This window comes from Paralcaligenes sp. KSB-10 (assembly GCF_021266465.1).
GTDB lineage: Bacteria > Pseudomonadota > Gammaproteobacteria > Burkholderiales > Burkholderiaceae_B.
In genome coordinates this window covers 3,868,726-3,886,689 of sequence record NZ_CP089848.1, presented here as the reverse complement: position 1 = coordinate 3,886,689, position 17,964 = coordinate 3,868,726, and the positions used below count along the sequence as shown (strand labels likewise).

At 59.6% G+C, this 17,964-nt stretch carries 17 protein-coding genes; 3 read left to right on the top strand and 14 right to left on the bottom strand.

Annotated features, from left to right (window positions below; genetic code table 11):
- Window positions 1-8 precede the first annotated feature (8 nt).
- From LSG25_RS17810 to LSG25_RS17780, 7 genes are all read right to left on the bottom strand, one after another.
- Entirely contained in the window at window positions 9-1,535 is a 1,527-nt protein-coding gene (locus LSG25_RS17810; RefSeq protein ID WP_232742217.1) for an amidase, read from the bottom strand.
- A gap of 58 nt (window positions 1,536-1,593) precedes the next feature.
- Window positions 1,594-2,574, bottom strand: coding sequence for a Bug family tripartite tricarboxylate transporter substrate binding protein (locus LSG25_RS17805; protein ID WP_370635906.1), 981 nt, complete (start codon window positions 2,572-2,574; stop codon window positions 1,594-1,596).
- Between the two features lie 13 nt (window positions 2,575-2,587).
- Complete coding sequence (locus tag LSG25_RS17800) at window positions 2,588-2,725, bottom strand: hypothetical protein (RefSeq protein ID WP_232742216.1); 138 nt, start codon at window positions 2,723-2,725, stop codon at window positions 2,588-2,590.
- Window positions 2,726-2,842: 117 nt separating this feature from the next.
- A complete protein-coding gene (locus tag LSG25_RS17795) occupies window positions 2,843-3,298 on the bottom strand; it encodes a hypothetical protein (protein WP_370636019.1) in 456 nt (151 codons plus the stop codon).
- A 166-nt stretch (window positions 3,299-3,464) separates the two neighbouring features.
- Window positions 3,465-3,716 carry a GlsB/YeaQ/YmgE family stress response membrane protein gene (locus tag LSG25_RS17790; protein WP_232744751.1) on the bottom strand — a complete coding sequence of 84 codons (252 nt, stop codon included), beginning with the start codon at window positions 3,714-3,716 and terminating at the stop codon, window positions 3,465-3,467.
- 168 nt (window positions 3,717-3,884) lie between these two features.
- Complete coding sequence (locus LSG25_RS17785; protein ID WP_232742215.1) at window positions 3,885-4,844, bottom strand: D-2-hydroxyacid dehydrogenase family protein; 960 nt, start codon at window positions 4,842-4,844, stop codon at window positions 3,885-3,887.
- A 56-nt stretch (window positions 4,845-4,900) separates the two neighbouring features.
- A complete protein-coding gene (locus LSG25_RS17780; RefSeq protein WP_232742214.1) occupies window positions 4,901-5,869 on the bottom strand; it encodes a tripartite tricarboxylate transporter substrate binding protein in 969 nt (322 codons plus the stop codon).
- Between the two features lie 213 nt (window positions 5,870-6,082).
- Here LSG25_RS17780 and LSG25_RS17775 point away from each other — a divergent pair, with 213 nt between their 5' ends.
- Window positions 6,083-7,183 carry an ornithine cyclodeaminase family protein gene (locus LSG25_RS17775; RefSeq protein WP_232742213.1) on the top strand — a complete coding sequence of 367 codons (1,101 nt, stop codon included), beginning with the start codon at window positions 6,083-6,085 and terminating at the stop codon, window positions 7,181-7,183.
- A gap of 51 nt (window positions 7,184-7,234) precedes the next feature.
- Here LSG25_RS17775 and tcuA read toward each other — a convergent pair whose 3' ends face one another.
- Genes tcuA through LSG25_RS17760 form a run of 3 tightly spaced genes read right to left on the bottom strand, consistent with a single transcriptional unit; the run spans window position 7,235 to window position 11,164 of the window.
- The gene (gene tcuA / locus LSG25_RS17770) at window positions 7,235-8,734 is read right to left on the bottom strand and encodes an FAD-dependent tricarballylate dehydrogenase TcuA (RefSeq protein ID WP_232742212.1); all 1,500 of its coding nucleotides are present in this window, start codon (window positions 8,732-8,734) and stop codon (window positions 7,235-7,237) included.
- Window positions 8,735-8,744: 10 nt separating this feature from the next.
- Window positions 8,745-10,178, bottom strand: coding sequence for an MmgE/PrpD family protein (locus LSG25_RS17765; RefSeq protein ID WP_232742211.1), 1,434 nt, complete (start codon window positions 10,176-10,178; stop codon window positions 8,745-8,747).
- Window positions 10,175-11,164: a tripartite tricarboxylate transporter substrate binding protein gene (locus tag LSG25_RS17760; RefSeq protein WP_232742210.1), complete on the bottom strand. Its 990-nt coding sequence runs from the start codon at window positions 11,162-11,164 to the stop codon at window positions 10,175-10,177. The genes LSG25_RS17765 and LSG25_RS17760 overlap by 4 nt, the downstream gene beginning before the upstream one ends.
- Before the next feature lie 180 nt (window positions 11,165-11,344).
- On the opposite strand from LSG25_RS17760, the gene LSG25_RS17755 reads away from it, so the two are divergent.
- A complete protein-coding gene (locus LSG25_RS17755) occupies window positions 11,345-12,751 on the top strand; it encodes an MmgE/PrpD family protein (protein ID WP_232742209.1) in 1,407 nt (468 codons plus the stop codon).
- Window positions 12,748-14,103: an MmgE/PrpD family protein gene (locus LSG25_RS17750; RefSeq protein ID WP_232742208.1), complete on the top strand. Its 1,356-nt coding sequence runs from the start codon at window positions 12,748-12,750 to the stop codon at window positions 14,101-14,103. Before LSG25_RS17755 ends, LSG25_RS17750 begins: the two co-directional genes overlap by 4 nt.
- Here LSG25_RS17750 and LSG25_RS17745 read toward each other — a convergent pair.
- The 4 genes from LSG25_RS17745 to LSG25_RS17730 all read right to left on the bottom strand — a co-directional run bounded on the left by LSG25_RS17745 (window position 14,100) and on the right by LSG25_RS17730 (window position 17,914).
- Window positions 14,100-14,819 (bottom strand): GntR family transcriptional regulator, encoded by a 720-nt coding sequence (locus tag LSG25_RS17745; RefSeq protein WP_232742207.1) that lies wholly within the window; start codon window positions 14,817-14,819, stop codon window positions 14,100-14,102. The two genes, LSG25_RS17750 and LSG25_RS17745, sit on opposite strands and share 4 nt — an antisense overlap.
- 392 nt (window positions 14,820-15,211) lie before the next feature.
- Window positions 15,212-16,189, bottom strand: coding sequence for a tripartite tricarboxylate transporter substrate binding protein (locus tag LSG25_RS17740; protein ID WP_232742206.1), 978 nt, complete (start codon window positions 16,187-16,189; stop codon window positions 15,212-15,214).
- The gene (locus LSG25_RS17735; RefSeq protein ID WP_232742205.1) at window positions 16,186-16,896 is read right to left on the bottom strand and encodes a DUF4286 family protein; all 711 of its coding nucleotides are present in this window, start codon (window positions 16,894-16,896) and stop codon (window positions 16,186-16,188) included. The genes LSG25_RS17740 and LSG25_RS17735 overlap by 4 nt, the downstream gene beginning before the upstream one ends.
- A gap of 31 nt (window positions 16,897-16,927) precedes the next feature.
- A complete protein-coding gene (locus LSG25_RS17730; RefSeq protein WP_232742204.1) occupies window positions 16,928-17,914 on the bottom strand; it encodes a tripartite tricarboxylate transporter substrate binding protein in 987 nt (328 codons plus the stop codon).
- Window positions 17,915-17,964: the final 50 nt, after the last annotated feature.

Below are 17,964 nucleotides of genomic sequence, written 5' to 3'. Positions count from 1 at the left end.
CCCGCGGCCTAAACGGCGGCGACTGAACCTGCAGAACCTGCCACACGGCCTTCGATCGGCGGCGCGGTGACGATCGATTTCAGATCGGGCACCGAATGCGTGAGCCGGCTTGTATCGGGAACAGGCCGGCGCAATTCGTCGTGGCCGGCGAAAGCCTTTTCCATGGCCCTGCTGGCCCCGAGAACAAAGGCGTCGCGACGGAATTTGCCCACCACCTGCAAGCCAAACGGCATGCCCGCATGATCGACGCCACAGGGCAGGCTCAAGGAAGGCAGCGCAGTCAGGGTCACGGCATACGTAAGCGCCAGCCAGCGATAATAATTTTGCTGCTGCTCGCCGTTGACCGTCTCCGCATACAAAATGGTCCAGGGAAATGGCGTCACCGGTGTTGTAGGCGAAAGAATGATGTCGTAGCCAGAGAACGTGTCCTGGAAGCGGTTCAGGATTCGCGTTTGTTCTTTCTGTGCCCAGGCGCTGTCGAGCAGAGACATCGCCGCGCCCATCTCGTAGTTGGCCCGGGTATTGGGGCCCAGGCTGGCCGGATCTTTGTCGTATGCGTCTTGAAACCCGGCCACAAAGCTTTCGGCGCGCAGTACATCGAAGCAGCGATGCACGTCGCCCAGGTCGAACCGCAGCTCGTCGCATTGCTTGAAAAGATGCTTCATGGCGCCGATTTTTTTCTCGAAGACACGGCGTATGTCCTTGTCGACGGTGCAACAGCCAAAATCCGCGGTCCAGCCCACCTTCAACGCACCAAGATCCACCTCGGGCAAGCCGATGAATGCGAGCGGATCGAGTTCATAGCTCAGCGGGTCGCTCTCCGAAACGCCGGCGGTCGCCGCCAGTTGCAGGCACGCTTCATCGACACTGCGGCCCATGGGGCCCACCACCGATAGCGGAGTCCAGCCCAGCAGCCGGCGAGAATTCGGCACCAACCCGGGCGATGGCCGGAATCCGACCACGCCGCATTTTGCCGCCGGGATCCGCAAGGACCCACCGGTATCGGAACCGGTACAAACCGGCAACATGTCGCAAGCCAGGGCGGCCGCGGAACCGCCTGAAGAACCGCCCGCATTCAAACTTGTGTTGAATGGGTTGCCCGTGGCGCCCCAAACCGCGTTGCGCGTATTCGCGCCCGCACCCATTTCAGGCACATTGGTCTTGCCCACCACAATGGCGCCTGCCGCGCGCAGCCTCGACACCAGCACATTGTCGGCGATGGGTACATTGCCGCGGAACAAGGGCGAGCCATAGGTAGTCAACAAGCCTGCAGTCGCCTCCAGATCTTTAACCCCCATGGGCAAGCCATGCAGCAGACCAAGCTTTTCACCCTTGAGCGCCTTTGCCTCGGCCGCCTTGGCTTCTTTTCTGGCACGCTCGTAGCACGTGGCGGTAACCGCATTGACAAATGGATTGATCGCTTCGATTCTGGCAATGCAGGCTTCCAGCAATTCCACCGGGGAAATTTCCTTGCTGCCTATCAGGCGACGCAGCTCATTCGCCGACTTGCTCACCAATGTGTGATTGTTGCTCATGGTTCGATGATCCTGAAATGATGGGATATAACGGAAGCCGGCAATGCCGGATCGGCGCTTACTCTACCTTGATATGCGCTTTTTTGGCCAGATCCTTCATTTGCAGGCTCTCGCTTTTGATCAACTCGGCAAGCTGCGCCGAAGAGCTGTAGGCCGGCTCGGTGCCGACCGCAAGAAACTTGCTGCGCAATCCCGGATCGTCGAAGATTTTCGATGCCGCGGTGTCGAGCCGGGCCTTGACGTCGGCCGGCAAGCCCTTGGGAGCCACCATGGCTATCCAGGTATCCATATTGGTTGGAGCGCACCCGCTTTCGCCTACAGTAGGTACATCGGGCAGGAAGGGCGAACGCTTGCCTGACGTAACCGCGATGCCTTTCACCTTGCCCGCCTTGATTTGCGGCAAGGCAGCCGACACGGTATCGACTGAAAACGGAATCTGTCCACCGATCAGATCGGACATTTCGGGCGAGCTGCCCTTGTAGGGCACTTGCTGCATCGTAATGCCGCAAGCGTTCATGATCAGCTCTCCGGCAAAATGGGAAGTCGTACCCGTGCCGAAAGTGCCAAACGAATATTTGTCGGGCGTGGCCTTGACCGCCACAACCAGTTCTTTCAGGTTGTTGACGGGAACCTTGGGGTTGGCGAGCAATATCAGCGCGGTTCGGCCAAAAATGCCGACCGGTTCAAAACTCTTGCTTGAATCGTAAGGTAATTTGTCGTGTATGGCGGGATTGACGGTAAAGGTCGAGCCTGAACTTACCAGCAGCGTATAACCATTGGGGGCGGCATGCGCAACGTATCCAGCCCCTATGATCGTGCCGGCGCCCGCCTTGTTTTCCACGATAACCGATACACCCAGCTGGTCGCCCAGGCCCTTGGCTATCAGGCGACCCAAAGTGTCTCCGCCACCGCCGGCCGGATATGGAACAACCAAAGTTATGGGCCGCGAAGGATAATCCTTGGCCAATGCAACGCCTGCGTTAAGCAGCAAGGCACCGAGAACAACGCCCTGCAAAATACCGACACAATACCTTTTCAAAATTGGTCTCCGTTTAGCAGAATAATTGGCCGGCGCCCAAAGCGGCGCGCACGGGGTAGTCAACTTCGCAGTTTACAGGCTCGGCGGTTTCGTAGATACGGTCGCGGAAGTCAAAAGACTGTAGCGTAAAGCTGGCTTCGTAGCTGCTCATGGGTTCGCATAGAGGCGGGCGCCTTGTGCCTGTCCGCCGCGGATACGACGCCAATGGGCGCCTAATATGACAAGGGGCGCACTTGTGCGCCCCTTGTCTAACCATGAACCCAAGGAATCAGGAACATGCCTTGCCGTGGTCGGCGTGATTGCCCTGGGCCTTGGCCTGGGCTTCGGTCATGTATTCGCCCGCCTTGGTCTTCCCATACCATTTGCTGCCCGCGCAATGGTAAACCTTGCTGCTGCTGTTGACCCAGACTTTACCGGCCCCGCCGCCCGCGGCAGCTGTAGTGGGCATGGTCTTGCTGGCGGCCGTGGGCGCTTTTGGAGCTGCGGCAGGCGCTGTTGCGGCGGTGGCAGCGGCAGCACCCGCTGCGGCCGGTGCTGCGGCGCCCCACTCTTTGACGCCCTTATGGCCGCGGCATGCGCCTTTCTTGGACGTGCCGGTAAAAGGGGTGCCGTCTTTGCAAGTGGCGGTGACGGTCTCCGTGCTCGTAGCCGCCGCCTGGGTGGTAGCCGCCATGGAGGTGGACGAGAAGCCGATTGTTGCTGCAGTCAAGACCCCGGCAGCCATGGCACAGGTTTTCAGAAATGTATTCATGTTTTATAGCCTTCCAGAAAATTGATGGTGCTCTCGTTGGTCGAAACGACCACGCATATCGTATCGTAAGGCGCGCCTTGCCGTGTTACCAAAGAAGCTCAACTACGTTTAAATTGCAACACGGTGTAGCACCCGACTTCTAATGGACAAAGTGCGTATAAATGAACAGCACGATAATCGCGCCGATCACAGACAAAATAAAACCCGCCGGATGGAAAGAAGAACCTTCGGCAGGCTGGCTGAACAAGCGGCTGATGAAGCCACCGACAAAAGACCCCACAATGCCCAAAATACCTGTTAGCACAAGGCCCATATGCTCACTTCCGGGGACGACAACACGCGCTATCAAGCCGACCACAATACCGACCACGAACATCCAGATATAGTGCACCATTGTTTTTTCTCCTGATGGTTGAAAGAAAGGTATCGATGCACGTGGAATAATAAGCCCGCCAGTCAAATGATGGTATTAAAAAAAGTAAAGTTTTACTGACATCAAGCTGACAATCCCTTGCTGCCCGTTTGGCCCGGCCGGCCATCGCCAAGCCGGGCGACGGCCTTAACTCAGTACATGAACGGCCTGCCCGCCGGCCCACGCGGCAATGGCTTTGACGGCGCTCTGATAAAACGCCTCGAAGTTTTCGCGGTTTACATAGCCCAAGTGTGGCGTAAGCAGCACGTTATCCAGCCTGCGTATTGGATCGTCTGCCGCCAGCGGTTCTTCGGGGTAGACATCCAGCCCGGCGCCGGCTATGCGTTTGTCTTTCAGCATGCGATACAAGGCGCCGGCGTCGACAAGGCCGGCACGCGAAGTGTTCACCAAGAATGCTCCCGGCTTCATGGCCTGCAGCAATTGGGCATCGACCAGGCCCCGGGTGCTGTCGCTGAGGATCAGATGCAGGCTGATCACATCGGCCTGACGAAACAGATCATGCTTGTCGACGCGCGTCACACCGGCCCGCGCAGCCCGCTCATCGGTCAGGTTGGGGCTATACGCCAGCACAGCCATGCCGAATGCCTTCCCGACCGTGGCCACGGCCTGGCCCAGCTTGCCCAGGCCCACCACGCCCAAGGTTTTGCCGGCCAATATGGCGGGCATTCTGGTTTGCCACAGCCCGGCACGCATGGCCTGATCTTCGGCAACCGTATTCTTGAACAGGCCCAGAATATGCGCCCAGGCCAGTTCCGCCGTTGCATTGGCGGCCTGGAGACTTCCCGGGGCACCGCACACGACAATGCCCTGCGCAGTGCACGCCGCCATGTCTATGCTCAGATTGCGCATGCCCGTGGTAACCAGCAAACGCAGCTCGGGCAACAACCGTATCAGTTCGGCCGGAAACGGAGTGCGTTCGCGCATCGCAACGATGACCTCGAACCCCGCCAGCGCGGCCGCCCGCTCTTCCAGCCCGGCGGGCAAGAGTTCGGTAAATACAGTCAGCGCGGCGTCGTTGCCCAGCGCAGCCCAGTCTATGCCGTTTTGGGCGGCTTGCAGGTAATCGTCGAGTACAGCTATTTTCATGGTGTGGCCCGGATTGATGGCACCCGTAAGGGGTGCGGGTTTCAGTAAGAAAGGATCTACTCGGGTTTCATCCCCGATTCGCGAATAATCTTCGACCAGCGGGCGCCGTCCGCCCGCACGAACTGGGCGAACTCAGCCGGAGTATCGCCAATGGGGGTAACGCCTTCATTGTTCAGTGTCTTTGTCATGCCGGGCGAATGCACGGCTTTCACCAAGGCTTTATTCAATATATCGATAATGGGCTTGGGCGTTTTCGCCGGCGCAAAGACGCCGTACCATACGGTGGCCGAGTATCCGGGCAGAACATCGGCGATCGAAGGCAGCTTGGGCAGCTCCGGCGACCGTTCCGGCGTGGTTATGGCGACTGCCTTGAGCTGGCCGCTCTTGACGTACGGCATTCCGGAGATCACATCGGAAAAGGTCATGGTTACTTCACCACTCATGACGGCCAGGATTGCCGGCCCTGTTCCCTTGTACGGGACGTGCAGCATATTGACTCCCGCCATGATCTTCAGCATCTGCGCCGCCAAGTGCGCAGTACCGCCGATGCCGGACGACGAAAAGGTCAGTTTCCCCGGTTCGGCCTTGGCCATCGCGATAAGCTGCTGAATGGTGTTGATCTTCGATGAGGGCTTGACGAGCAAGATAGCCGGAATATTTGCGATCAGCGTAATCGGGGCCAAATCTTTCAGCGGATCGTAGCTGAGCTTTTTCATCAGATAAGGCGCGACGACGATAGGCGAGGAGGATGCCAGTATGAGCGTGTAGCCATCGGCAGCCGAGTTCACGACCGCTTCAGTGCCGGCCACGCCGCCCGCGCCCGGCCGGTTTTCCACCACCACCGACTGGCCTATCGTCTGGGATAGATACTGCGCGACCAGTCGAGCCATGATGTCGACGCCGCCACCCGGCGCATAGGGAGCAATGAGGCGGATCGGCCTGCTGGGATATTGATCTGCGAATGATGGGCTGAAGGGGCCCAGAACCAATGCGGTAAAGATTGCCACACGACCAAGCCATTTCATGCCTATCTCCTTTGCCGCCTCGCATTCCGACGCAAATCGTTGTGCCATTCTGAGGACGTTGCGGGCTTCGTTTTTATTTTATAAAACAGCCTGAAAAGTGTACTCCTTTATGTACCGTTTGAACTAAAGTAGCGAGTGCAATGCCGTGAATTTTCGCCATGCAATCCGAGACGGAATGCCAATTGCCCCGATCCGCCCAAAAAGGAGAAAAAAGTGCTTTTGATCGACAACAAGGTTGTTGAACGTGTGCTGAACATGAGCGACTGCATTGCCGCTCAGGAGGCTGCGTTCGCATCGCTGCTTACAGGCGGGGCAATTGGCCGCCCACGTATCGATATGTATGTTCCCTGCGATCAGGACAATGGCTACTATCGCTATGGCTCCGTGGAAGGCACCAGCGACGGCATACTTGCCGTGCGGCTCAAATCCGACATCCTTGTCTGGCCCAAGGCGGAAGGCAAGGCGGGCAGCGAGCAGAAATTCTGCATCGAGCCCGGAACCTATTGTGGGCTGGTGTTCCTGTTCAGTACTGGAAACGGCGCGCCGCTGGCATTGCTCAACGACGGCCACTTGCAGCATATGCGGGTGGGGGGAGCGGCGGGAATCGGCACGCGGCTCCTGTCACGAGAATCCTCGCGCGAACTGTGCATCATCGGTTCGGGCGGTATGGCCCGCACATTTTTCCAGGCGATCACGGCTGTGCGCGATATCAAACGCGTCCGCGTCTACAGTCGCACCCGCGCCAATTGCCTGCGCTTTGCAAAAGAGATGTCCGAGCATTCCGGCATCGAGGTTGTGCCCATGGATTCGGCGCGCACCGCAGTGCAAGGCGCCGACATTGTCGCAACCTGTACCGACAGCATGACCCCGGTCATAGAAGCCGCGTGGCTGGAACCCGGCATGCATGTGGTGGCACTGGCGCCTCGCGAACTCAACCAGGAAATCGTCGATCGCTTCGATGTAAAGATACAGCAAGGCCGGGAAGATTTGCCCATGCCCGAAACCGAGCGTTTCAGGAAGGGAATTTCCGGCAGCCCGGGTGCGTATGTGGCCGGCTCCGAAGAAGAGCAGATGCGCCTGCCCAAAGCCAGGCACCAGCGCATCCAGACAGAAAACTGGCCCATCTATACCGACGTGATTTCCGGCAAGGCGCCTGGCAGAGTCAGCGACGACCAGATTACCTTCTACTACACGGTTGGCAACTGGGGGGTTCAATTTTCATCCGTGGGCGGGCTGGTTTACCGCAAGGCCAAGGAACAGGGGCTGGGCACGGAGCTGCCGCTTGAATGGTTCATTCAGGACATCCGCAACTAAGCGGAACCCTGGCCCGCGGCACATAAACGGCATTCACCGCCGGCCGGGTTTTTATGCCGGCCGCATTGCCTCGGCTGCGGCACCCTGCCCCGCAATACGGCCAAATACCGCACCCGACACCAATCCCGTACCGCTAGGGTAATTGAAATAGAAAAGGCCGCCGACCATTTCACCGGCGCAGAAAAGGCCCGGCATCGGCGTCAGATTCACGTCCAGAACCTGCCCGTTGTCGGGCGATATGCGCAAGCCGCCAAAAGTGAATGTGATGCCGCAGGTGGTGGCGTAGGCATGATACGGGGGTGTATCGAGCGCTTGCGCCCAATTGGATTTCGGCGGTTCTATGCCCTGCGTTGCGCGTCCATCCTTGATGGCCGGATCGAAGGGAACATCGTCGCGAACGGACGCGTTATACGCGTAGGCCGTTTCCAGAAACGCCTTGGCGTCCACGCCTTCAAGCTTCCCGGCCAGTTCTTCCAGCGTATCGGCGCTGGCCTTGGTAATCATCTTGACGCGATATTCGGACCGCAGCAACTGATTGATCTTGGAATCGAACACCTGCCACGCGAATTGCCCCGGCTGTTTAAGCAGCTCGCCGCCGTACTTGGCATAGGTAAACGAATGAAAATCGTAGCCTTCATCGACGAAACGCTTACCTTTGGCATTGATCAGCAGCCCGAAAATATAGCTGTGCTTCTGGAATTGATCGCCTACATTGACATCGCCGAATTCGGGCGCGTTCAGGTCCCATCCGGTAGCGTGGCATCCAGACCAGTTGCCATAGGGGGCGGCACCCATGTCCAAGGCCATCTTCAAACCATCGCCCTGGTTGAAACGCGAGCCACGCACCTTGGCCAGCTCCCAGCCTGAGCCAAGATAACGCGTACGCATCTCGGGATTGGCTTCGAAGCCGCCGCAGGCCAGCACAACGGCTTTGCCCAGGAAGGTCGCGGGCCGGCCGCCCTGATTGGCCTGCACGCCGACGATGCGTTCATTTTCCATGATCAGCGATTTGGCGCGCGTGCGATAGTGGACCGCGATGCCCGCCTTGCCGGCGGCGCGGTCGAGGTACTGCACCAGGCCGGCGCCACCTCCGGACACTTCAATGGGCAGCCTGCCGAAGAACTTGCGCCGGCCATTGACCATGACCGACTGGCGGCCGTAATTGGGAACGAATTTCACGCCTTTGGTGCGCAGCCAGACCATGGTCTGGAGGCTTTGCGTAACCAGAATTTCCGACAGATGGGGGTCGGTGCGGTAATTGGTCAGGCGAAACAGATCATCGAAGAACTCGTCGGTCGTGTTGGTAAAGTAGTCGCTGCTGGCGATTTCTTCTTCGCTAAGATCGGTAACCAGCTTCAGGTCGTCCACGGATGAATAGGCAAAACGCATCACGCCGCCCGCAAAGCGGCTATTGCCGCCGGATTCGTCTTCCGCAGCCGCTTCGAGCATGGCGACGCTCGCGCCGGCGTCCCGTGCGGCAAGCGCGGCGCATAGTGCGGCATTTCCTTTACCGACGACAATCACATCGTACTGATAAGTCTGGTGTTCCAATTCAATGTCCTCATTCTATCGTTGCGCCATGAATCAGCGCGGTAATTTCGTCCACTCGGACCAGGGTTTCAACGCGCTCGACAAGATCGACAACCGCAGCAATGGCATCGTCGCGCAGGACGGTTGCGGCGCATAGGCGAAACTTCTCATGCAATCGATCTGCAGGCAGCGGGTTGGCGGAAGTGCGGCCCAGCGGCTGCTCGACCTGCGACGTCAGCACACGGCCATCGCGTAAAGTGATCCGCACCAGCCCGCCGAAATGGTTATCCGCGGCAAAGCCGCCGGCGCCGGTCTGGTCGTACGCCGCCACATGAACACGTTGCAACAGGGAGCGCACGCGAGAATCTTCGTGGGCATTGCCGTTGAAGTCGGCAACCCCGACGTGGCCATCGATCAATGCGCGGGCCAGCACGTACTGCAAACTGAATTTCGCATCCAGCGGGCCGGATGGGTCGGGCCGGTTGGTATGAGCCAACCGGCGCCCATGAATCGACGCATCGATACGGGCAACGTCATCGGGACGCGGACTGTGCAAGCGCACCAAGTCGAGCATTGCGTCGAGTGCCGGATGCGTGCTGCCGCAACAGGGGTATTGCTTGATGGCAATCCCGGGTTCGACGATATCCAGCGGATTCGCCCAGGCTGCCAGGGCGCGTTCGACATCGTAGGTGCCGGGGCCATTGAATACATCCAGAAACCCCTGCTTGTGCTCAAAGACATTGCCTGCGTTGGCGGTAAAGCCATGGCTTGCCAGGCGTGCGGCATACAAGCCATTGCGGGCGCAGTGGCCGACATGCAAGGGCTTGGTCATGGTGCCGAAATTCGCCTTGATGCCGGAGGCAAACGACGCGGCCAGCGCCAGCGCGGTGGCCGTGCCTTCGGCATCCAGGCCCATCAGTTTTGCACAGGCCGCCGCGGCGCCGAACGTGCCCATCGTGGCAGTAGGGTGCCAGCCCTTGGTGTAGTGATGAAAATTGACTGCCAGCGCAATTTTCGTTTCGACTTCGAAGCCGACCACATAAGCGGTCAGAAAGTCTTTGCCTGAACTGCCCAGATGCTCGGCCAGCGGCAACAGGGCCGACAGTACCGGGGCGGAGGGATGGCCGCCCAGCGTGTTGTTGCAATCGTCGAAATCCAGAGCATGCGACGCGGTGCCATTGATCAGGGCCGCATCGAGCATACCGACGCGGCGGGAAGTACCCAGCACCAGCGCCGGCCCTTGCGCCGGATCCAGGGCGCTTGCGGCAAGCCGGGCGGCATCTTCACGGCTGCCCGCAAGCGTGACGCCAACGGTGTCGAGAATCCCGACTTTGGCCCAATGCACGGCCATTTCAGGGACGTTTGCTTGCGAAAACGCGGAAACCCGCGCGCCAAGCTCGCGAGCGAAACCGCCCCGCGCCTGCATGCCGGCGATTGAAGGTGCTTTTTTAAGCGCACCCATCATGTATGTATTCCAAGCTGGGTAATCAATTTGCGCCACTTTTCTACCTGGGTGTGAATGTGGGCGGCAAACTGCGACGGGGTGCTGCCCACCGGATCCGAGCCATCGACCCGCATCCTCGCGGCTATGTCCGGCAGCTTGAGAATGTGGACGATTTCATGATTCAGCTTATTGATGATGGGCGCCGGCGTCCCGGCCGGGGCCAGCATGCCATACCAGTCTGTGACCTCGAAGCCCGGCACCCCCGCTTCGCTCATGGTCGGCAGTTGAGGCGATGCCGCCGATCGCTTGGCGGTCGACACGGCTATTGGCCGCAACCGTCCCGCCTCGATCAGATTGTTGGCCTGCAGGCGTGTGCTGAACAGCATATCGATTTCGCCGCTGACGACCGCTGTCATGGCGGGCGAGCCGCCCTTGTAGGGAACATGGGTCAGGGGAATCTTGGCCAGGGACGAAAACAGGGCGCCCGAAAGATGGCTCAGGCCACCGATACCCGACGATCCATAAGTCATGGGCTTGGAGCGACGCTTGGCCAGCGCGATCAGGTCCGCCACGGTTTTCACGGGCAAGGCGGGATTGACGACCAGCAGGTACGGTTGCGCGGTGATCTGGGTAATCGGGGCAAAGTCCCGAAACAGGTCATAAGGCAGCTGATGTCCCTGGAGTGTGACATTGACAGTGGCGCTGGCCGTGATCATCGTCAAGGAATAGCCGTCGGCGGGCGCTTTGGCAACCAGGGCCAGCCCTATCGTGCTATTGGCGCCGGGGCGATTCTCGGGAACAACGGATTGCTTCCAGGCTTCGGAAAGTTTCTGGCCGACCGAACGGCCAATAATGTCGGTGCCTCCGCCCGGCGCGAAAGGAATGACCAAACGTATGGGATGAGACGGATATTTCGCCGCCGCCTCCTGCGGCTGCCCGAATGCGTCCGGCATTGCGCCAGCGATTGCCAGCCCAACACCCAGTTGATTGAATTGCCGTCTGTTCATATCTATCCGCTCCTTGTCTCGTAAGTGGTTTTAATCTGTGCGGTGTGCGAAATCAGCCTGAGTCGGCCGAGTGCAAGACGATAATAGAATACCACGGTATACTATTTTTTGTGATCAGCTCTATGGCTAGCGCGATTTGCCAATGCGTTCCGTTTATTCATCTCTCACTTGACCGAGCCCATGTCTTCCAATACCACCACCCTCTCAGCAAACCCCTATACCCGGGGTATCGCCGGTTTCGTCTCAGGCCTGCAGTACGAAGCCATTCCACCGGAAGTCCTTACCCGCATAAAACTTCTGATGCTGGACTCCATCGGTTGTGCCATTTACGGCGCGAACCTGCCGTGGACGCGCATTTTGCAGAACGTATTGGGCGCGGTCGACACGACACGCCACTGCACAGTTTGGGGAACCGGCCGGAAGCTTTCGTCACCGCATGCCGCCCTGGTCAATGGCACGCAAGTCCAGGCCTTCGAACTGGACGACGTCCACCGCCAGGGCGTGCTGCACGTCGGCGCGGTGGTGCTGCCCGCCCTGCTCTCGATTGCCGAGTCGCGCCCGGGAATGACCGGCCGCGACTTCATTACCTCTGCCGTCGCCGGCTACGAAATAGGCCCGCGCGTGGGCATCTGCATGGGGCCCGAACATATCGCGCAGGGCTGGCACTCGGGGGCAACGTTGGGAGTATTCTCCGCGGCGGCCGGTGCCGCGCGCGGCCTGAAGCTGGATACGGACCAAACAGTGCACGCGCTGGGCATCGCCGGCACCCAGTCCAGCGGCTTGATGGCGGCGCAATACGGCGCGATGGTCAAGCGCATGCATGCCGGCCGCGCCTCGCAAAGCGGTCTGTACGGCGCACTATTGGCCGAACAAGGTTTCACCGGCATCGTCAATGTGCTGGAAAGCGAGTACGGCGGCTTTTGCAGCACCTTTTCGCGCTCGCAAGACCGCTTCAAGCTGGAAGAGCTCACCGCCGGACTGGGCCAGACCTGGCAGACGATGGGAGTAGCCCTCAAGTTCTACTCCTGTGTGGGAAGCAACCACAGTACCCTGGATGCAATCCGGGCCATACAGGCCCAGCGGCCGTTTGGCGAAGCCGAAGTGGAAAAGATCGTGGTGCATGGCTCGCAGGTGACGATGGATCACGTCGGCTGGAAGTACGAACCGCAGGGCCTTACCTCGGCCCAACTGAATCTGCCTTATTGCGTGGCCACCTGGCTGCTGGACGGCGACTGCTTCGTCGACCAGTTCACTGAAGACAAAGTGGCCGACCCCGAACGCATGCGGGTCGCCGAGAAAGTCCAGGTCATGCACGATGCCGCCATTACCGCGAAAGGCTCGAAATTCCGCCACATGGTGCGGGCCGAGGTCTTTTTCAAGGACGGCGCGCGCCTGGAGCACACAGTAGAAGCGGGGCGAGGCAACGAAAGAAATTTCGCCAGCGAAGCCGATATCGTCGAGAAATTCGACAAACTCGCATCGCACGTCTTGCCGAAGGCGCACATTGCGAAAATCCGCGACTGGATGCTGACCATGGAACAGCAAAGCGATGCGGCCGAACTGGCACGCCTGCTGGCCAAGCCATGACCACAGCGGCGTCGGAGCTTGCGCAATTTGCCGCCGGGCTGAGCCTTGAAGCCATACCGGCGCCCGTACAGGAGCGCGCCAGCGCCTGTATTTCCGACACCCTGGCCTGCTCGGTATACGGCAGCCGATTCCCATGGAGCGCGGCAACGGCCGGCTATGCGCGTCGATATGGCGCGGGCGGTCCCTGCACGCTGTTCGGTCTGAAAGAGAGCGTTTCCGCCCCGAGTGCGGCATTCGCCAATGCGGCGTCGGCGCATGCTTTCGAGCAGGACAGCTTGCGCTTTCCGGGGGCCGGCGTGCACCCGGGCGCGGCGCTGGTACCGGCACTGGTCGCCGCTTGCCAGGAAACGGGCGCCAATGGGGCGATGGCGCTGACCGCCTTCGTCGCCAGTTGCGAAGTGCTGTTCCGCATCGGAGCCGCCAGTCATCACAGCAGCGAAAAACTCGGTTTTCATGCGCCGGGACTGACCGGCCCTTATGGCGCCGCGATTGCCGCCGGCCTGATCTATGGCCTGAACGCCGTTCAGCTCGGCCATGCACTGGGCGTTGCAGGCTCAATGTCCGGCGGGCTGCTGGCCTTTACCAAAGCGAAGCACGGGGCGACGGTCAAACGGCTGCACATGGGGCGTGCCGCCGAAGCGGGAATTGTAGCGGCGCGTCTTGTGGCCGACGGCTACACAGGGCCGGAAACCATACTCGAAGGGCAATTCGGCTTCCTTGAAACATACTGCCGCAATGGCGATCCGGCACTTCTGACCGCCGGGCTGGGGCAGGAATGGGAAAGCCTGAAGATCTGCATCAAGCGCTATCCCTGCCACGTCACCGCGCAACCGTCCATACAGGCTTTGCGCGAACTCATGCGCGAACACGGCTTCAGCGGCGACGATGTCATTGGCTTGTCGCTATCGTGCAATGAAAAGGTGGCAAGCCATCACGATATCCGCGAACCGGGCGATGTCATGAAGGCGCAGTACAGTGTGCCGTTCTGCCTGGCCCTGGCCTTGCACAGGGATCCGGAAGATCCTGATTCCTTCGACGAATCGGCATTGGGCGATGCGTCCATCCGCCGAATATGCCGCGCAATCGAACTGCGCCCCGCGACAGGCCTGCCTTCGGCATGGAGCGCCCACCTGGCTGTTACTTTGCGCGACGGCCGCAGCTTCGAAACGCTGGCGAGCAGCTTCAGGGGCATGCCCGCGCATCCCCTGTCCGAACCCGAGCAACATCGCAGATTCCTGCTTCTGACGCAAAAAAACATGGGGGAAGCGGCCGCCTCGGCCTGGTACGGCCAGCTTGCGGCACTAGGCGCGCAGCCACGCTTTCCAGTGGGCGATCAAGCCGCGGGCATTTAAGCGCGCGGCGGCTTGGCGACGGGCCGCGGAAGGCTGCGGCGCCGAACCTCGTCGATCAAGATAGTGTGCTGCACCTTGGTTCGCGCGCGCAATGCGTTTTGTACGTGGCGCACGGCAATTTCCTTGGCAGCCGCTTCATCGCGCCGGGCAATGGCATCGCTGAGTTCGCGGTGTTCGGCCACGACCTGTTCGCGCCGCTCTTTGATAACCAGTGTCGATACATTGCGATACGCCGTTAGCGTGTCGGCCGTCAAGAGCAGGAATTTCAAGAGCAGTTGATTGTGAGCCGCCCGATAGATGACTTCGTGGAAGGTGCGATTGTGCTCGTACATTTGCTGCGGGTCTTCGGTGATCCGTGCCTCCGCCTCCACCAGATGCTGCAAGGTGGCGACCTCGGCGTCGGTGGCCTGCTTGGCGGCCATGGCCGCGGCGGCGCCTTCCAGCAATTGACGCACGGCGTAGAGTTCCTGCACCGCATTGTCGTCGATCGAAGCCACGACCAGACCTCGACGCGGATGTTGAGACAAGAGCCCTTCGTTTTCCAGACGCCGCAACCCTTCGCGAGCGGGAGTGCGGCTGATGCCCAGCCACTCGGCGACTTTGTATTCGGATACGCGCTCGCCCGGCTTGAGATCATTGGCCAGAATGGCCTCTCGCACCGACTCGTAGGCAAGGTCACCCAATAATAAATTAGCGTCGTTTACTTTCTTGATCATTGGCAAGTCAATTAAATTGGACTTCTGATTTAGTCCTGGCGGCTGCGGCGCCAAGTGCTTCACACCGGTGACCAACACATGCAACGATACACCGCTACAGCGAGAAGCATAATCGACTTTACCCGATTGCGAATTTACCGGCAGGCGCCGGCGACGGCGTAGTCAGCGGCACAAGGCCTTTTTGTGCGGCTGACTACGCTGGGGGCTGGCAAATTCTACTCTTTAAATCGGCTCGAACCAATTTGGCTGCATGCCAGCGGAGCGGCCGCTGGCCACAGCAAACGAATTCAATATTATTATTTCTTTCAGGCATCTGGCCAGTCGGAATACCGATGCCTGGTTTGCGCAAGCCCGCGGCAAACGCAAACTGGGCAGACAGCATGCGCTGTCGTTTATTCCGGCTTGAGACCCGCCGCTTGTACAACTTTTTTCCAACGAACGGCTTCATCCTCAACCAGCTTTCCATATGCAGGGCCTGATTCCGGCATAATGTCCGCGCCCAAACCTTGCAAACGTTTGATCAAGGCGGGATCTTTCATGGCCACCGCCGCCGCGCCTTCCAGCTTTTTCATGACGTCGGCAGGCGTGCCGGTGGGAGCATGCAGGCCAACCCAGCCAAATACTGTCGCTTTTGGATAGCCCAATTCGGCCACGGTAGGCACATCCGGCAACACGGACACACGCTTGGGGCTGGTGACCGCAAGAGCGTGCAATTTTCCGGCTCTCACTTGAGGGAGAGCGGATGGTAGCGACGGCGTGGCGATCTGCGCTTCACCAGTAACGGCGGCCAGAATGGCCGGCCCGGCGCCCTTGTAAGGCACATGAGTCCATTGCAGACCGGTTTCCATGCGCAATGCCTCACCGGCGAGATGCAGTGGCGAACCAATTCCACCCGAACTAAAATTGAGCTTGCCAGGCTCCTTTTTGGTCAGCGCAATCAGATCGGACAATGAATTGACCTTCAGTGCCGGAGTGACCACCAGGAGATGGGGCACCGTGACGAATAACGATACCGCCTGCAGATCCTTTAGTGTATCTATCTGCATGCGCTTGTACAGGCTGGGCGCGGTTGCCAGGCTGGCATCGCTGACCAGCAAAGTGTACCCGTCCGGCGCGGCGTGGGCCACATACGTCATGGCAATCTGGCCCCCCGCGCCGGCCTTGTTTTCCACTACGATCGACTCTCCCAACGCCTTGGACATGGCTTGCGCGATATTACGCGCCACGACATCGGTGGTTCCGCCGGGAGGATAGGGCACTACCCATGTGATCGGCCGTTCGGGGTAAGCAGCGGCCTGGGTCGCTGCGGGCACACATGCCGCAAAAGCGAACAACGCGGCACACGGCAGCAATTTCGCAAATTTGTTCATATTCTGTCTCCCAATATTATTTCGTTGCCGGCGGGCCGGCCCGATACTTCATAAAGCAGGCTGTAAATGCCGAAACCTTCTTCGCTCCAGCCCAATTCCGCAAGTGCTGTTGTGGATAAAAGCGCTGCGCGCAGCGGGAGAATCTCGGCTTGGCGTGTGGCCTCGATCAGCAGCACATAGTCAGCGGACCGATCCTGCTGCCCAACCGCGCGTACTGAATCCATGCGGGCGCGCACTTCGGGTGCGGCCTCCATCCAATGAACACCCACGATACCGTGCCGGCGCAGCAGCGCAGGCACCTGTTCATCCATGGCGGCGGCAAGCCCGGCCGGATTCGCGCCTGAGGCCTTAAGCCGCAAACTGGCCATCACAGCTCCCAAGCCCCTCCCCATGCTGGCCCTCACCCGGAAAGTGTTGCGCACGACATTGGAAAAACCGGCGCGAATACGCTGCGACTGATCGCTGATTTTCCCGACCAGGCTCAGATAGCCCTCGCTTGCCAGCGCCTCCGGCGTCGATGCCTCGAACATGGAAAAATAAGCTGGCTCCCCTTCCAGCGCCTGGTAGCGGCGAGCTCGCAGATACCCGCCAGTGTCGATCCGGTCGGGCAAATGCTCGTCGACATACCATCCATCTGTTTCACGGTCGAGTTGGGCTGCAACATCCAGCCAAAGCGCCAAAGCGCCGGATCCCATCAATGCACTCATTTCGTCTCCTTGTGCGGCTCTATGTCTTGATTCATTCGGCCTTGATTCCTGCCCCTTTTATGACCTCGGACCAGCGATCGAAATCGCTATGTATAAGAGCGGCGAATGCCTGCGGCGTCATGCTCATCGTCTCGGCACCGACCGCGGCCAGCCTTTTCTTTATGTCGGGATCGGCCACGGCCAGGAGAAGCGCGCGATGCACACGATCCACCACAGCGTCAGGAGTGCCCGCCGGCGCCAGCACACCGTTCCAGGTTGTCACGACCAAGCCCGGCATACCGGCCTCCTTGGCGGTGGGTACATCGGGCAGTGCGGGCGAGCGCCGTTCGCCGGTGACTGCCAGGGCCTTGAGCTTGCCGCCCCTGATCATGGTGATCGCCGACGGCAATGTAGCGAACATCGCATCAACCTGGCCGCCGATCAGGCCTATCAACGCCGGTCCGCCCCCCTTATAAGGGACATGCAGGATATTGACCTTGGCCAGCGACTTGAAGATTTCCGCCGTCAGGTGATTCGTACTGCCTACGCCGGACGATGCGAAAGACAGGCTTTTTTTCCGGGCCTTCGCCAGTTCGATCAACTCGGCGAACGACTTGGCGTCCGTCATGGGGCTCACCACCAGCACATTGGGAAATTCGGCAACCGGCATGATCGGCGCGAACGATTTGACCGGGTTGTACGGCAATGACTTATATAAAGTAGGACTCATTGCAATTTCATTCGTCGTACCAAACAGCAGCGTGTAACCATCGGGCTGGGAATTGGCAACCAATGCCGCGCCTATCGTTCCAGTGGCTCCCCCATGGTTGTCGACGATGACCGGCTGCCCCAGCTCCTTGCTGATCTTGTCGGCAATCGGGCGCGCGATCAGATCGGCGACGCCTCCAGGCGGGAAAGGAACAACCAAATGGATGGGCCTGGTCGGGTAGGCCTGCGCCTGACAAGCCAGCGGAGCCGCAAGCAGCGCTCCCAGCAAAGCAAAACTGCCGCAGCCGCGCCTGGAAAAAAGTCGGAACATGGATGTCTCCTTATCGCACTATGCGTTGTATGTTTTATGTTCAATTGAGA

What these genes read in the sequence shown, in the direction of transcription:
- LSG25_RS17780 (WP_232742214.1), bottom strand. Translation starts at nt 5,869, where the DNA reads ATGAAATGGCTTGGTCGTGTGGCAATCTTTACCGCATTGGTTCTGGGC.
- LSG25_RS17785 (WP_232742215.1), bottom strand. Translation starts at nt 4,844, where the DNA reads ATGAAAATAGCTGTACTCGACGATTACCTGCAAGCCGCCCAAAACGGC.
- LSG25_RS17755 (WP_232742209.1), top strand. Translation starts at nt 11,345, where the DNA reads ATGTCTTCCAATACCACCACCCTCTCAGCAAACCCCTATACCCGGGGT.
- LSG25_RS17750 (WP_232742208.1), top strand. Translation starts at nt 12,748, where the DNA reads ATGACCACAGCGGCGTCGGAGCTTGCGCAATTTGCCGCCGGGCTGAGC.
- LSG25_RS17765 (WP_232742211.1), bottom strand. Translation starts at nt 10,178, where the DNA reads ATGATGGGTGCGCTTAAAAAAGCACCTTCAATCGCCGGCATGCAGGCG.
- LSG25_RS17735 (WP_232742205.1), bottom strand. Translation starts at nt 16,896, where the DNA reads ATGAGTGCATTGATGGGATCCGGCGCTTTGGCGCTTTGGCTGGATGTT.
- LSG25_RS17745 (WP_232742207.1), bottom strand. Translation starts at nt 14,819, where the DNA reads ATGATCAAGAAAGTAAACGACGCTAATTTATTATTGGGTGACCTTGCC.
- LSG25_RS17740 (WP_232742206.1), bottom strand. Translation starts at nt 16,189, where the DNA reads ATGAACAAATTTGCGAAATTGCTGCCGTGTGCCGCGTTGTTCGCTTTT.
- LSG25_RS17760 (WP_232742210.1), bottom strand. Translation starts at nt 11,164, where the DNA reads ATGAACAGACGGCAATTCAATCAACTGGGTGTTGGGCTGGCAATCGCT.
- LSG25_RS17730 (WP_232742204.1), bottom strand. Translation starts at nt 17,914, where the DNA reads ATGTTCCGACTTTTTTCCAGGCGCGGCTGCGGCAGTTTTGCTTTGCTG.
- LSG25_RS17810 (WP_232742217.1), bottom strand. Translation starts at nt 1,535, where the DNA reads ATGAGCAACAATCACACATTGGTGAGCAAGTCGGCGAATGAGCTGCGT.
- LSG25_RS17800 (WP_232742216.1), bottom strand. Translation starts at nt 2,725, where the DNA reads ATGAGCAGCTACGAAGCCAGCTTTACGCTACAGTCTTTTGACTTCCGC.
- LSG25_RS17795 (WP_370636019.1), bottom strand. Translation starts at nt 3,298, where the DNA reads ATGGCTGCCGGGGTCTTGACTGCAGCAACAATCGGCTTCTCGTCCACC.